Genomic DNA, 13890 nt, shown 5'->3' on the forward strand with positions numbered 1-13890 from the left:
ACGGCTTCGGTGCGCAGCGGGTTGATCTCTGAGACGGCCCCGACGAACGTGGTCTTGCCCACGCCGAAGCCGCCCGCCACCACGATCTTCGCGGACGTGGTGGACCCGCCGCCCTGACCCGCGGCGGGCCCGGCGCCGTCAGAGCTTGCGAAGTCCACTGAGCACCCTTTCCAGCAGCGTCACATCGGGCGTACCCCCGGCCTCGGTGCTGCCGCCCGGCTGGTGGATCGCCACCATGCCGGCCTCCGCCAGGTCCGCGACCAGGATCCGGGCCACACCCAGCGGGATGTGCAGCAGCGCCGAGACCTCGGCGACCGACTTCACCTCGCGGGTCAGGTGGCAGATGCGCTGGTGCTCCGGCAGCAGACCGGGCAGCTGGGACGGGTCGGCGGTCGTGCTGACCAGCGCCTCGATGGCGAGCTGGTAGCGCGGCCGGGTCCGTCCCCCGGTCATGGCGTACGGGCGGACCAGCGGCTGGTCACCTTCGCCCCCGTACGGCGCTTGGCTGTAGGCGCCGTACGGGCCGGGCGAGGCAGGTGGCGGGGTCATGGGGTCCTCCGGACGGGACAACTGACTGTCGTCGGGTTGGGCCGGTGGGGGGTGCGGCACGGTGGTCGGTGGGTCGGGTCGTGACGTTCGGCGGGACTCAGTGCAGCAGGCTGCCCTGGAGCTCGGCGCGCAGGTCGGGCGTCAGCACGGTGCCCGCGCGGTCGACCAGCAGGGCCATCTCGTAACCGACGAGGCCGATGTCGCACTCGGGGTGCGCCAGTACGGCCAGCGACGATCCGTCGGAGACGGACATGATGAAGAGGAAGCCGCGCTCCATCTCCACCACGGTCTGGTTGACCATGCCGCCCTCGAAGATGCGCGAGGCACCCGAGGTCAGCGAGGTCAGCCCCGACGCCACCGCTGCCAGCTGATCGGCACGGTCGCGCGGGAAGCCCTCGGACATGGCGAGGAGCAGTCCGTCCGCGGAGACCACCACCGTGTGGGACACACCGGGTGTGTTGTCCACGAAGTTGGTGATCAACCAGTTCAGATTCTGCGCCGCCTGGCTCATCGGACTCAACTAACGCTCCTGCTGGTGAGTGGGGTCGACAATGCCGTGGTTGCCGGTGGAGGCGTTCTCCTCGGCCCGGTAACGGCCTTGCTGGATACCCCGACGAAGATTGGTCAGACGGCCGCGCACGTCATCGGGCGCACGCGAGACCTGCGGACCGGTCTGGTGGGACTGCTGCTGCGCGGTGCCGGCGACCAGATTGGCGCGCGGCACCCGGCGGGGCAGTCCGGAAGTGGTGACGCCGCCCGCGGCGGGCTGGCGGATCTGCTCCGCCTGCCGCCAGCGCTCGTCGTTGGGCGAGGCCCGCCACTGGCCCTGCTGGCTCTGGGCACCGCCGTCGGCGGCGGCGCCGTTCAGACCCGCGCCGGACGTACCGCCCGTGGCGGCGCCGGGCTCGCGGCGCGGCAGCGGCGGCGCCTCGGAGCGCTCCGCCGACGGGGCCGGGGGCTCGTCGGCGGCCTGCTGTGGCACGGAGCCCGCGCCGGACGCCGGGTGGCTGAACCAGTTGGACTCGATCGTGTCGAAGATCGGCGTACGGCCGTCACCGGGGCCGGCCGGCGAACCGCCGCCGAGCAGGTCCTCGGAGCCGCCGTCCTGGCGCTGCCGGTCCTGCGCCGGCAGCGCGAACTCGCCGGTGCCCTGCTGCGACCCGTTCTTCAGGTCGGCGGGCAGCGCGAACTCGCCGGTGGTGCCTGCACCCTGCTGCGGCGCGCCGCCGCCGAAGACGCTGCCGCCCTCGAAGGCGCTGCCCGCGTTCGCGTCGTAGCCGTTGCTCTCGTACGCCGTGTCGCCGTACTCGCCGAAGCCGCCGTGCTCGGTGGCCGGACGGGCGAACTGCCCGGTGTCACCGGGGCCCTGCGACGGCTCACCGCGCAGGTCGGCGGGCAGCTCGTACTGGCCGGTGGCCTGGTCGTCGCGCTGCGGCGCGCCGGCACCGAAGGCGTCCGGGCGGGCGAACTCGCCGGTGTCGCCGGGGCCGCCGGCCTGGGCGCGGTCCGCGCCGGGCGGCGGGGCGTCGAAGTCGGGACGGGCGAACTCGGCCGTGTCACCGGGGCCGCCGGCCGCCGGAGCGGCGAAGGTGCCGGTGGTCTCCGGCTCCTCGTGGCCGCGCGGCCGGTCCTGCGCCTGGCGGGGCGTCATCGGCCAGTCGTCCGAGGCGCCGCGCTCACGGCGGGCACCCCAGCTCGTGGTGCCGGGCTGCGACGGGCCGCCGGCGGCGTCCGCGCCGCCGGTCAGCTCACCGGCCGGGCCGCGCTGCGAAAGCTGCGGGCGCTCCTCACGGCGGGGCGCGCCCGTCGGGGGCGCGACCGTCGGCATCTGCGAGGTGTCACCGGCACCGGCGCCCGTACCGGGACCCGTGTCCGCACCGGCCGGCCCGCCACGGGTCGGCAGCGCCGGACGCCCGTCGCTCAGCTGACCGGCACCGGGACCACCGCTCCTCGCGGGCGGCCCGGCGGGCGCGTTGCCCGAACGGCCGCCCGGCACGCCGAACGCACCGGCACCCGGACCGCCCTGGCTGCCCGGACCACCGCGGCCCGGCAGCGCCGGACGCCCGCCGCCCGCGCCGACCTGGCCGCGCGGCTGCAGGCCGGCGAGGCGGTTGGCGGAGGCGTTCGGGGTGTGGGGTGCGGGGGCGCCCTCGACGGGGCCGGCGCCCGGCCCGCCCTTGCCGCCCGGCTGGGGCTTCTTGCCGCCCTGGGCGACGTCGACCGGCAGCATGACCAGCGCCGTCGTACCGCCCGAGTCGGACGGCCGCAGCTGGATACGGATGCCGTGCCGCAGCGACAGGCGGCCGACCACGAACAGACCCATGCGGCGGGAGACCGAGACGTCCACCGTCGGCGGGCTGGCCAGCCGCTCGTTGATCGCGGACAGGTCCTCGGGCGACAGGCCGATTCCGGTGTCGTGGATCTCGACCAGCACGCGGCCGTCGGGCAGCGCGTGACCGGTCACCTTGACCTTGGTCTGCGGGGAGGAGAACGAGGTGGCGTTCTCCAGCAGCTCGGCGAGCAGGTGCACGAGGTCGTTGACGACGCGGCCGGCGACCTCGGTCTGCGGGACGGCGCTCAGTTCGATGCGCTCGTACTGCTCCACCTCGGAGGCGGCGGCGCGCAGCACGTCGACCAGCGGCACCGGGCGCGTCCAGCGGCGGCCCGGCTCCTCGCCCGCGAGGACGAGGAGGTTCTCACCGTTACGGCGCATACGGGTCGCGAGGTGGTCCAGCTTGAACAGCGAGGACAGCTGGTCCGGGTCGGCCTCGCGGGACTCCAGCTCGGAGATGAGCGAGAGCTGACGCTGGATGAGGCCCTGGCTGCGGCGCGAGAGGTTGGTGAACATCGCGTTGACGTTGCCCCGCAGCAGCGCCTGCTCGGACGCCAGCCGGACGGCTTCGCGGTGCACGTCGTCGAAGGCCGCGGCCACCTTGCCGATCTCGTCCCGGCTGTGCACGCCGACGGACTCCACGGAGGTGTCCACGTCCTGCGGGTCCGCCTCGGACAGCTGCTTGACCAGCTCGGGCAGGCGCTCCTGGGAGACCTTCTGCGCGGTGTCCTGCAGACGGCGCAGCGAACGCACCATGGACCGGGAGACGACGAACGCGCCGACCAGCGAGATGCCGAGGACCAGCAGGATCAGCGCACCGCTGAGGATCGCTTCCTGGGTCGCCTCGTTGCGCAGCTCGCGGGACTTCTGCTCCATCTGCGAGAGCAGCGAGCTCTCGATACGGCCCATCTCGTCGATCTTGACGGTGTCGGTGTCGTACCAGTCGAGGTACTTGTAGTCCTCGCTGTGGATACCGCCGTCGCTGGCGAAGGCCCGGTGCGCGAAGGCGACGGCCGCCTTGATGTCGTCGTTGTTGCCGTCCAGACCCTTGGTCAGGTCGGTGGCGCCGGTGTAGATCTGCGAGAAGCGGTCGCGGGCCGCCTTCTCGCTGTCCTCGGCGGTACGGCCGGACTGCCGGTCGTTGGCGGACAGCTGCGGGCCGCCCTTGTGCGCGAGGCCGGCGCTGACCAGCGCCCGCTGCATGGACGCGAACTCCTTGGCGGAGGAGAACGCCGCCAGCGCACGGGTGCTGCGGATCATCTCCGGGTTGCTGGTCGCCTGCGCCATGTCCTGGGACAGCGCGAGCAGCGACTTGATCAGCTCGTTGTAGCTGCTGACCGTACGGCTGGCGTTGTCGGGGTCCTTGTACGCGTTGTTGCGGATCTCGTTGAGCGTGTTGAGCTGACGCCCGATGTCCAGCAGGGTCGCCTGCACACCGGCCATCGTCGGGTCGTCGCGCTGGACGTCACCGGTGGCCTTGTTGAACGCCTGCTTGGCCCGGTCGGTCGCCTCACGGGGCGCGACGACACTGGCGTCGTCCTTGACGTTGCCGGTGCCGGCGATCGGGCCCGCCGACTTGTCCCGCTCGACCTGGAGCGCGTCGGCCAGCTCGGTGGCCTGCCGCGTCATCTCGGTGAGCAGCTGCATCTTGTCGAGCTGGTCGATGTTCTCCAGCGACGTGTTGATGCGCATGCCGCCCAGCGTGGTCGCGGCGATGACGGGGAGCGCCAGCAGGGAGACCAGGCGGGTGCTGATGCGCCAGTTGCGCATGGCTATTCGCGCGCCGGGGCCGCTCGGCTCCTTGGCGCCCTTCGACGGCTTGGGCGAGGCGCCGTCGGCGGAGTCACCCCCGGCCGCCGGGCCGGAGCCCGGGCCATGCTGGGGCGAGGAGGCGCGGTCGCTCCCGCCGCGCAGCTCCGGGTCCGCCGTAGCTTCCCCTTGGCCCTGGCGGGCCTGGGGAGACCCCATGCCATCCCTCTTGAAACGTCCCTGCACTAGCGTCGCAACCTCTGGACCAGGCGTCCCTCCGCGTGAACGGGGGGACGGTTGTCGAGTCGTAGGGGACCGGGGCCCCCGTGTGGCGGTCGTGAGTGACCGGCGAGCTGCTCTCTCTGGCCGAGAGAGCGGCACCACCGCGCGGCGCTTCGCTGCGCCCTCTGCGCGCCGTCCGGCTGAAACCTGCGGCGGTCCGTGGAATTCCAGCACAGTGCCGGATCTCCAACAAGGGCGGTGCCGCCCCCTGTGACATGCGTGACGCAATGTACGGAACGCGTCACAAAGCGTAGAGAGTGGCGCTGACGATAACGGACTTATACCCGCGAGTCGCTCGCGCGTGCCCCCTGTCCCAGGTGCGGTGATCGGGAGCGGAACATGGGCTTCGATCCAGCAATGTCCGTTTCGCCCTTGGATGTTGATCATGGGAAATGCGGCATTTGTCACACACTTCGTGAGCAAACTCACAGGCTCCCGGTCGACTTTCCCGAAGCCGCGCGGGGAATAGCGCGCATAGCCTGACGCTTTACACAGTTGCCCGAAATGACAAGACCGCAATCCCGCGCGTGCGGGAAGCGGCCTTGTTTTCCGACGTCCTTACGCGAGGCACAAGCAGTGAAGACCACGATGATGTTCCGCAACATAGCCAACCCGCGCCGCACCACCCTCGCGCACCTCAAGGATGCCGAAGACCTCCAGAACGCCGCGGCCGAGGCACCGGAGCACGCCGTCGAGCTGCCCACCCAGACCGCCAACCCCCGCCGCACCGTCCTGATGGACGCCCCCGCGCCGCAGACCGTTCCGGCGCAGGCCGACGCCACGGACGCGGCCGTATAAGCAAGGGGAAGCGGGCCGGCCGCGCCCCCGCGATAGCCTGGAGTGTCAACTCCGGCCAGTGATCAATGAGGGGCAGCGGCAACCCGTGCGCATCGCCAGATTCTCCATCGACGGCAACGTCGGCTTCGGCGTCCTCGACGGCGACGACATCGACGTCATCAAGGGACACCCCTTCGCGGAATTCGAGCGCTCGGGTCACAAGGTCCCCCTCGACAAGGTCCGCCTGCTGCCCCCGGTCCTGCCCAACAAGGTCGTCGCGGTCGGCCGCAACTACACCGAACACGCGCGCGAGCTGGGCAACGAGGTCCCGGACGTGCCGGTCACCTTCTTCAAGCCCTCCACCTCGGTGGTCGGCCCCGGCGACCCCGTCCTGTACCCCTCCTTCTCCCAGGAGGTCCACCACGAGGCGGAGCTCGCCGTCGTCATCGGCCGCATGTGCCGCGAGGTCCCCCGCGAGCGCGTCAAGGACGTCGTCCTCGGCTACACCTGCGCCAACGACATCACCGCGCGCGACGTGCAGCAGCGCGAGACGCAGTGGGCGCGGGCCAAGGGCTTCGACACCTCCTGCCCGCTCGGCCCCTGGGTCGAGACCGAGCTGGACCCGGGCGACCTGACGATCATGTGCACCGTCAACGGCGAACAGCGCCAGCTCGGCCGCACGAGCGAGATGATCCGCTCCGTCGAGGACCTGATCGTGCACATCACCGAGGCGATGACGCTGCTCCCCGGCGACGTCGTCCTCACGGGCACCCCGGCCGGGGTCGGCCCCCTCCATGACGGCGACGAGGTCTCCGTCATCATCGAAGGCATCGGCACTCTCACCAACAAGGTGATCAAGCGTGGCTAACGCGACCCCCGTCCGCGTCCGTTTCTGTCCCTCCCCGACCGGCAACCCCCACGTGGGCCTGGTCCGCACCGCCCTGTTCAACTGGGCCTTCGCCCGGCACACCCAGGGCACCATGGTCTTCCGCATCGAGGACACCGACGCGGCCCGCGACTCCGAGGAGTCCTACAACCAGCTGCTCGACTCGATGCGCTGGCTGGGCCTGGACTGGGACGAGGGCCCCGAGATCGGCGGCCCCCACGCGCCGTACCGGCAGTCCCAGCGCATGGACCTCTACAAGGAGATCGCCCAGAAGCTGCTCGACGCCGGCCACGCCTACAAGTGCTACTGCTCCACCGAGGAGCTGGACGCCCGCCGCGAGGCCGCCCGCGCCGCCGGCAAGCCCTCCGGCTACGACGGCAAGTGCCGCGTCCTGACGGCCGACGAGATCACCGCGTACGAGGCCGAGGGCCGCGAGCCGATCGTCCGCTTCCGGATGCCCGACGAGCCGATCACCTTCACCGACCTGGTCCGCGGCGAACTGACCTTCACCCCGGAGAACGTGCCCGACTACGGCATCCTCCGCGCCAACGGAGCCCCCCTCTACACGCTCGTCAACCCGGTCGACGACGCCCTGATGGAGATCACCCACGTCCTGCGCGGCGAGGACCTGCTCTCCTCCACCCCCCGCCAGGTGGCCCTCTACAAGGCCCTGATCGACCTGGGCGTGGCCAAGGCCATCCCCGCCTTCGGCCACCTCCCCTACGTCATGGGCGAGGGCAACAAGAAGCTCTCCAAGCGCGACCCGCAGGCGTCCCTCAACCTCTACCGCGAGCGCGGTTTCCTCCCCGAGGGCCTCCTGAACTACCTCTCCCTCCTCGGCTGGTCCTTCTCCGCCGACCAGGACGTCTTCTCCATCGAGGAGATGGTCGCGGCCTTCGACATCGCGGATGTCAACGCCAACCCGGCCCGCTTCGACCTGAAGAAGGCCGAGGCGATCAACGCCGACCACATCCGCCGCCTGGACCCCAAGGCCTTCGCAGAAGCCTGCCGCCCCTGGCTCCAGGCCCCGCACGCCAACTGGGACCCGGCCGACTTCGACGAGGCGGCCTGGCAGGCCATCGCCCCCCACGCCCAGACCCGCCTGACGGTCCTCTCCGACATCACCGCCAACGTCGACTTCCTCTTCCGCAAGGAGCCGGTCGAGGACGAGGCGTCCTGGACCAAGGCGATGAAGGGCGACCCGGTGGCCCTGCTCACCACCGCCCGCGAGAAGCTGACCGGCGCCGACTGGTCCAGCGCCGACTCCCTCAAGGAAGCCGTCCTGGCCGCCGGCGAGGCCCACGGCCTCAAGCTCGGCAAGGCCCAGGCCCCGGTCCGCGTCGCCGTGACCGGCCGCACGGTCGGCCTGCCCCTCTTCGAGTCCCTGGAAATCCTGGGCAAGGAGCGGACCCTGGCCCGCATCGACGCGGCGCTGGCGAAGCTGGGCGCGTAACGAGAAGGCTTGACGCCGTACGCCGAAGGGGCTGCCACCGGGTGCCGGTGGCCGCCCCTTCGTGCATGCCGGGCCCGGGCCAGGCAGTCGCCGGATCGACGGGAATGTTCTCGGCGTCGTACGCATTGCCCGCGGCGTCCCGGAAGACCATGCCCTCCGTGTCCCCCTCCGCCAGGCGCTTGGCCAGCCGCTCCACGTGATCCAGGTAGCCGGGCGTCGCGCACGCACAGGCGAAGGGGAACCACTTGTCGACCACCCGGTCCAGCTCCGCCCGGTCGAACTCCGCCGCCGCGCTGAGCCAGTCCTGCTCGAAGTACCGCAACCAGTCCGGGCGCCGCTGCAACGCCGTACGGATCGCGTCCGGAGGCCGCTCGCAGGCGTCCCGATCCACTTGATCTCTCTGTCCACGGCCGGCGACCTCCGGTACGTGTAGGCAGGGCGGGGCCCACCGTAGGCGGCGGTGGGGCACGCATCCAGGAGATCCGGGCTTCTGCGCTCCGGCGGACGCGTCATGTCCGCCGACGGTCGAATCGGTTCGTTCTGCCCGGCCCTCATCCCGACGGCCAGACGACGCTCCCCAGAACGCCCGGCCGCAACGAGACGAACCGGGCCGCGCGCTCCGGCGCCGTCACCGACATACGGAAGCCGCCCTCCACGGCGGCGACATCCGCCCGCCCGTCCTCGTAGGCGAGCCCCCAGGCGGCGACCTGCGCGTCCCGCAGCCCGCCGACGGCGTACTCCTCGACGACGGCGAAGAGGCGGGGCGCGGTGGCGTCGACCAGCTCCTGGATCTCTTGGGCGAAGCCGTCGGGAGGGTCGGGGAGGGGTGGGGGTGGGGATACGGTGGCCATGTGAAGTCTCCTGCCTGTAGCCCAAGTTGAGGGGGCTGATGGTGAGGAGGCTAGGGCGGTTGCTGGTATGTAGGCCAACGTTTGGCTAGATTCCGTACCGCTTCCACTCCTGTGAGTGAAAGGCAGATGACATGGCCCGTGCAAAGTTTCCACCGACGGTCAGGCAACGGCGTCTGGGGGCCGAGCTGCGCCGCCTTCGGGAACGTGCGGACCTGTCCGCGACGCGCGCCGGGGAACTGTTCGGTGCGCCGCAGTCGCGCATCAGCAACATCGAGGCGGGCAACTACGCGGTCAGCGCGGACCGTGTCAGGGCGCTGGCCCGGCTCTACGAGTGCTCGGACGAGGTCCTCGTCCAGGCGCTGACCGCGATGACCGGTGGCCGTACGCGTGGCTGGTGGGACGAGTATCGCGAGTTGCTGCCTACGCCGATGGTAGAGGTCGCCGAGTTCGAACACGAGGCCACGGCGCTGCGGGTCGCTGTGCTCGTGGCCATGCCCGGTCTTCTACAGACCCCTGAACACATCCGCGCCGCGTACAACCAGAGCGTGCCTGCGCTTCGCCCGTTCGAGGTCGAACACCGCACGGCGTTCCGCATCAGGCGCCAAGGCGTCCTGTACAGGGAAGCACCGTTGCCCTACACAGCGATCATCCACGAAGCTGCGCTACGGATGGGGATCGGCGGGAGGGCCGTCGTGCGCACGCAGCTTCGGCACCTCGTGGAGATGAGCGAGCACGAGCACGTCACGATCCAGGTCGTCCCGTTCGGGCGGGCGGATTTTCCCGCAGCAGGCCAGCCGATCACCTACACGTGTGGACCCCTGCCGCAGCTTGACACCGTGCTGTTGGACACCGACCACGGCTGCGAAATCTTCTACGCGGAGGCCCATCTGGTGCGCTACCGGGCGGTGCTGGACCGTATGCAGCGGTGCGCACTCGATCCCGCCGAGAGCCGTGACTTCATCCACAAGATCGCGAAGAGCCTGTGAGGCATTGACGATGCACGACTACCAGTGGCAGAAGTCCTCGTACAGCAACGAGGGCGTGAACTGCGTGAACGTCGCCGCCGCCCCCGACGGCACCCTCCACATCCGCGAGAGCGACGTCCCCGAGGCAACCCTCACGGCCACCCGCGACGGCCTCGCCGCGTTCCTCGCCGCGATCAAAGGGCACGGGGCACACCCGCCCGTACGTAACCGCTAAGCGCGCGGGCCCGGCGGGCCGAACCCCGGCCCCCGAACCCCCACGTCACCTTCGGCGCGCGAGCGCGCCTCAGCAGACCTCGACGCGCGCTTCCCGGTAGCGTTGGCGGACGCCGATGCGGCGGTCACCAGGCTTCCGAGCCCTAGCCCGGCCACGGCCAGGCCCACCACGACGGCACGCTTCATGGCGTTCAACTCCCCGTTGGATTACGGCCGGGGCGCGGAGGGCGCCCCGGCAGGGCGACAGCATGGACCTTGACGTGCGCAGGGCAAAACCCTGGGCCCTCGGGCGGCCCACCCGGGTACGGTCGGTCCGTGACCATAGACGCCGTCCTCTGGGACGTGGACGACACCCTCTTCGACTACACGGGGTCCGACCGTGCGGGAGCGCTGCGGCATATCGAGGCCGAGGGGCTGCTCGCGCGGTACGGGGACGCCGAGTGTGCGCTCGGGCGGTGGCGGGAGTGCATGGAGGCCGCCTTCGGCCGGTTTCTGGCCGGGGAGGTGGGTTTCCTGGAGCACCGTAGGGAGCGGGCGCGGTCCTTCCTCGGGACGGTGCTGAGTGATGACGAGGCGGACGCCTGGTTCGGGCGGTACGTCGCGCACTACGAGGCGGCCTGGACACTCTTTCCGGACTCCGTCCAGGCGCTCACAGACCTGGCGCCGCTGGCCCGGCAGGGTGTGTTGTCGAACTCGTCCGTCCGTAATCAGGACCGCAAGCTGCGGGCGCTGGGTATACGCGAGCACTTCGAGGTGGTGCTCTGTGCCGACGAGGTGGGGCACGCGAAGCCGGCGGCGGAGGCGTTCTTGGCGGCCTGTGACGCCATGGGGCTGGCGCCTGAGCGGGTCGTCTACGTCGGGGACAAGCTGGACGTGGACGCGATCGGCGCGCGGGACGCCGGGCTGGGGGCGGTGTGGGTGGACCGGGCCGGGACCGGCGCGCGGGGCGCGGTGCCGGACGGGGTGACGCGGATCGGTGGGCTCGCCGAGCTGCCCGGGCTGGTGCGTGGCCTTATCGGTTTTGGAGCGTCGTCCACCTTCGGGTAATGTTCTTTCTGCGCCGCCCGGGCGGGCCGAAAGGCCGGGCCGGGAAGCGCAAGCCGAACAAGACTCCGGCAAGGGGTTGCGTTCTGGTGGGCTATGGTGTAATTGGCAGCACGACTGATTCTGGTTCAGTTAGTCTAGGTTCGAGTCCTGGTAGCCCAGCAAGAGATCTTCTGAAGCTCTCTTGATCAAGCAGTACCAGGCCCCCGTTGTGTAGCGGCCTAGCACGCCGCCCTCTCAAGGCGGTAGCGCCGGTTCGAATCCGGTCGGGGGTACAGATCCTTTCTCACCGTCACCTTCGGGTCGCTCCCGGATGCGACGACGCAAGGATCGCTAGGGCCCCCGTTGTGTAGCGGCCTAGCACGCCGCCCTCTCAAGGCGGTAGCGCCGGTTCGAATCCGGTCGGGGGTACTGGTCTATACCACCATGGGCTATGGTGTAATTGGCAGCACGAGTGATTCTGGTTCATTTAGTCTAGGTTCGAGTCCTGGTAGCCCAGCGCGAAATCGCAGGTCAACTGCGGTTCTGCAGAGCAAGCCCCCGTTGTGTAGCGGCCTAGCACGCCGCCCTCTCAAGGCGGTAGCGCCGGTTCGAATCCGGTCGGGGGTACGCGACGAAGAGGCCCTTCCCCAATGGGGGAGGGCCTCTTCGCATGGCGGACGGGCCCGCGCCGCGAGGTGCGGGCCACCGGGCCCTCAGGCGCCGCCCTGGAACCGGCGGTGCGACTCCTCGGCCTCCGCGAGCCGCCGCAGGCTCAGCAGGACCGGTTCGAGCAGTACGGTCAGCGCCACCGCGGCCTCCACCTGTTCGGCGGGCGTCTCGAACCCCTCCACCAAGTCCAGGTCGGCGACGGCCAGTTCACCGGCGAGCCGGGCGTACGGCAGCACGTTCTCGACGGCGTGCGGATAGCCGAGCCGGGCGAGCGCGGCCAGGGCGTTCACCAGCATGCCGTAAGCGGGGGAGGCCGGCCCCAGCTCCAGCCCGTACTGCCAGTCCAGGCGGCGCAGCAGTTCGTCGGCCGTCCGGCGCGCGGCGGTGGTCTCCGGGGTGTCCTCCTCGGGCCCGGGGTCGTGGGGCAGGGCCCACACGGCCGCGCCGAGGCGCATGTGGTGATCCAGTGAATCGTCCTCGACGGCGGCCAGTACCTCGCGCGCGGTGGCCACCGGCATCTTTCCGACCTGGACCAGCGCCCGCACCAGGCGCAGCCGGCGCAGGTGGGCGGCGCTGTATTCGGCGGTGGTGGTGGTGATCCGTTCGCCGGGCGGCAGCAGTCGCTCCCGGAGGTAGTACTTGATCGTGGCGGTGGGGACTCCGCTGCGTTCACTCAGTTCCGCCAGTCGCATACCGCTTGCGCCCTTCCTTGGAGAGTGCCACTATCCAAGCATGGATAGTGGCGCTATCCAAAGACTGGAGAGGTGGGAGACTGTCATGGGGGAGAAAGTCGTACCGGGGCGCATGGTGGCGGACACCGACGGGGAAGTGGTCGTCTTTCTGATCGGGATGCGCGTCAACCGGCTTCTGGCGGTGCGCAGTTGGCTGCCGGTGCTGCTCGCGATGCCGCGAATGATCAAGGAGTTGGCGCGCGAGCGGGACGCGGGAATGCTCGGCTACCGGGTGCTGAACGGCGGGCCGCGCCACTTCACCGTCGTCCAATACTGGGAGTCGCGGGAGAAGTTGTACGCCTACGCGGCCAACCCGGACATGCGGCACCGCCCCGCGTGGACGGCGTTCAACCGCCGCGCGCGGAGCGGCGCAGGGGGAGTGGGGATCTGGCACGAGACGTACGTCGTACCGGCGGGCGCGTGCAGCACGTTCTACAGCTCGATGCCGCCGACCGGGCTCGGCGCCGCGTACGGCCTCGGGGAGTCCGGCCGGCGTGGCGCGCGGAGTGCGCCCGTGAGTGCGGCGTAGGACGCGCCCTGGTACGGCCGACCGGTCGGTGCGGGCGTCGGTGCCGCCCCGGCCGGTCGGCGTTCTCGCTGGTCAGCCAGTACGCCGCAGTGCCTCGCTGAGCCGGGCGGCCGCGTCGATGACCGCCTGGGCGTGCATCCGGCCCGGGTGGCGGGTCAGCCGCTCGATCGGTCCGGAGACCGAGACGGCGGCGACCACACGGTTCGAGGGGCCGCGTACGGGGGCCGAGACCGAGGCCACGCCCGGCTCCCGCTCGCCGATCGACTGCGCCCAGCCCCGGCGCCGTACGCCGGACAGCGCGGTGGCCGTGAAGCGGGCGCCCTGGAGGCCGCGGTGCAGGCGCTCCGGCTCCTCCCAGGCCATCAGGATCTGGGCGGCCGAGCCGGCCTTCATGGGGAGCGTGGAGCCGACCGGCACGGTGTCCCGCAGTCCGGACAGCCGTTCCGCCGCGGCCACGCAGATCCGCATGTCGCCCTGGCGCCGGTAGAGCTGCGCGCTCTCGCCCGTCACGTCGCGCAGATGCGTGAGCACCGGTCCGGCCGTGGCCAGCAGGCGGTCCTCGCCGGCCGCCGCGGCCAGTTCCGACAGCCGCGGGCCGAGGATGAACCGGCCCTGCATGTCCCTCGCCACCATCCGGTGGTGTTCCAGTGCCACGGCCAGCCGGTGGGCCGTGGGCCGTGCGAGCCCGGTCGCCGTGACCAGCCCGGCGAGGGTGGCCGGACCGGACTCCAGAGCGCTCAGTACCAGAGCTGCCTTGTCGAGAACGCCGACGCCGCTAGAGTTGTCCATGCAACGATACTCACGTCTCACAGTGTGAAACGCAAGTTCAATTTTCCGGGGAAGCCGCCAATCTGTAG

General features: G+C 70.8%; 14 protein-coding genes, 5 tRNA genes and 1 pseudogene. 13 read left to right on the forward strand and 7 right to left on the reverse strand.

Annotated features, from left to right (window positions below; genetic code table 11):
- The 4 genes and pseudogenes from ACZ4Z1_RS33265 to ACZ4Z1_RS33280 form a co-directional block, all read right to left on the reverse strand.
- Positions 1-158: pseudogene (locus ACZ4Z1_RS33265) on the reverse strand (ATP-binding protein); the annotation flags it as partial.
- On the reverse strand, positions 139-549 hold the full coding sequence (locus tag ACZ4Z1_RS33270; protein WP_003986417.1) for a DUF742 domain-containing protein: 411 nt from the start codon (positions 547-549) through the stop codon (positions 139-141). The pseudogene ACZ4Z1_RS33265 and the gene ACZ4Z1_RS33270, both read right to left, overlap by 20 nt.
- A gap of 97 nt (positions 550-646) precedes the next feature.
- A complete protein-coding gene (locus tag ACZ4Z1_RS33275; protein WP_468490490.1) occupies positions 647-1060 on the reverse strand; it encodes a roadblock/LC7 domain-containing protein in 414 nt (137 codons plus the stop codon).
- Positions 1061-1069: 9 nt separating this feature from the next.
- On the reverse strand, positions 1070-4849 hold the full coding sequence (locus tag ACZ4Z1_RS33280; protein ID WP_468490392.1) for a sensor histidine kinase: 3780 nt from the start codon (positions 4847-4849) through the stop codon (positions 1070-1072).
- Positions 4850-5488: 639 nt separating this feature from the next.
- On the opposite strand from ACZ4Z1_RS33280, the gene ACZ4Z1_RS33285 reads away from it, so the two are divergent.
- The 4 genes from ACZ4Z1_RS33285 (at position 5489) to ACZ4Z1_RS33300 (ending at position 8423) form a co-directional block, all read left to right on the forward strand.
- On the forward strand, positions 5489-5710 hold the full coding sequence (locus tag ACZ4Z1_RS33285) for a hypothetical protein (protein WP_468490393.1): 222 nt from the start codon (positions 5489-5491) through the stop codon (positions 5708-5710).
- An 85-nt stretch (positions 5711-5795) separates the two neighbouring features.
- Positions 5796-6557, forward strand: coding sequence for a fumarylacetoacetate hydrolase family protein (locus ACZ4Z1_RS33290; protein ID WP_468490394.1), 762 nt, complete (start codon positions 5796-5798; stop codon positions 6555-6557).
- Positions 6550-8028, forward strand: a complete 1479-nt coding sequence (gene gltX / locus ACZ4Z1_RS33295) for a glutamate--tRNA ligase (RefSeq protein ID WP_468490395.1) — start codon at positions 6550-6552, stop codon at positions 8026-8028. Before ACZ4Z1_RS33290 ends, gltX begins: the two co-directional genes overlap by 8 nt.
- Positions 8029-8273: 245 nt before the next feature.
- Positions 8274-8423, forward strand: coding sequence for a hypothetical protein (locus ACZ4Z1_RS33300; protein ID WP_468490396.1), 150 nt, complete (start codon positions 8274-8276; stop codon positions 8421-8423).
- A gap of 156 nt (positions 8424-8579) precedes the next feature.
- Here ACZ4Z1_RS33300 and ACZ4Z1_RS33305 read toward each other — a convergent pair whose 3' ends face one another.
- Positions 8580-8879, reverse strand: coding sequence for a hypothetical protein (locus ACZ4Z1_RS33305; protein WP_468490397.1), 300 nt, complete (start codon positions 8877-8879; stop codon positions 8580-8582).
- 131 nt (positions 8880-9010) lie between these two features.
- Between ACZ4Z1_RS33305 and ACZ4Z1_RS33310 the strand changes: the two genes are divergently transcribed.
- The 8 genes from ACZ4Z1_RS33310 to ACZ4Z1_RS33345 all read left to right on the forward strand — a co-directional run bounded on the left by ACZ4Z1_RS33310 (position 9011) and on the right by ACZ4Z1_RS33345 (position 11731).
- Positions 9011-9865 (forward strand): helix-turn-helix domain-containing protein, encoded by an 855-nt coding sequence (locus tag ACZ4Z1_RS33310; protein WP_468490398.1) that lies wholly within the window; start codon positions 9011-9013, stop codon positions 9863-9865.
- 10 nt (positions 9866-9875) lie between these two features.
- Positions 9876-10079: a DUF397 domain-containing protein gene (locus ACZ4Z1_RS33315; protein ID WP_468490491.1), complete on the forward strand. Its 204-nt coding sequence runs from the start codon at positions 9876-9878 to the stop codon at positions 10077-10079.
- Between the two features lie 314 nt (positions 10080-10393).
- Positions 10394-11125: an HAD family hydrolase gene (locus ACZ4Z1_RS33320; protein ID WP_468490399.1), complete on the forward strand. Its 732-nt coding sequence runs from the start codon at positions 10394-10396 to the stop codon at positions 11123-11125.
- Positions 11126-11212: 87 nt separating this feature from the next.
- Positions 11213-11284 (forward strand) — tRNA-Gln (locus ACZ4Z1_RS33325).
- Positions 11285-11324: 40 nt separating this feature from the next.
- A tRNA-Glu gene (locus tag ACZ4Z1_RS33330) sits at positions 11325-11397 on the forward strand.
- 63 nt (positions 11398-11460) lie between these two features.
- Positions 11461-11533, forward strand: a tRNA-Glu gene (locus tag ACZ4Z1_RS33335).
- A gap of 16 nt (positions 11534-11549) precedes the next feature.
- Positions 11550-11621, forward strand: a tRNA-Gln gene (locus ACZ4Z1_RS33340).
- Positions 11622-11658: 37 nt separating this feature from the next.
- Positions 11659-11731 (forward strand) — tRNA-Glu (locus tag ACZ4Z1_RS33345).
- Between the two features lie 86 nt (positions 11732-11817).
- Here the strand turns inward: ACZ4Z1_RS33345 and ACZ4Z1_RS33350 are convergent.
- Complete coding sequence (locus ACZ4Z1_RS33350; protein WP_468490400.1) at positions 11818-12465, reverse strand: MerR family transcriptional regulator; 648 nt, start codon at positions 12463-12465, stop codon at positions 11818-11820.
- 85 nt (positions 12466-12550) lie between these two features.
- On the opposite strand from ACZ4Z1_RS33350, the gene ACZ4Z1_RS33355 reads away from it, so the two are divergent.
- Positions 12551-13033: a DUF4188 domain-containing protein gene (locus tag ACZ4Z1_RS33355; protein WP_468490401.1), complete on the forward strand. Its 483-nt coding sequence runs from the start codon at positions 12551-12553 to the stop codon at positions 13031-13033.
- 72 nt (positions 13034-13105) lie between these two features.
- Here the strand turns inward: ACZ4Z1_RS33355 and ndgR are convergent, their stop codons facing one another.
- Complete coding sequence (gene ndgR, locus ACZ4Z1_RS33360; RefSeq protein WP_003984709.1) at positions 13106-13822, reverse strand: IclR family transcriptional regulator NdgR; 717 nt, start codon at positions 13820-13822, stop codon at positions 13106-13108.
- Between the last annotated feature and the right edge of the window lie 68 nt (positions 13823-13890).

It is taken from the genome of Streptomyces sp. NPDC030165, assembly GCF_055573595.1.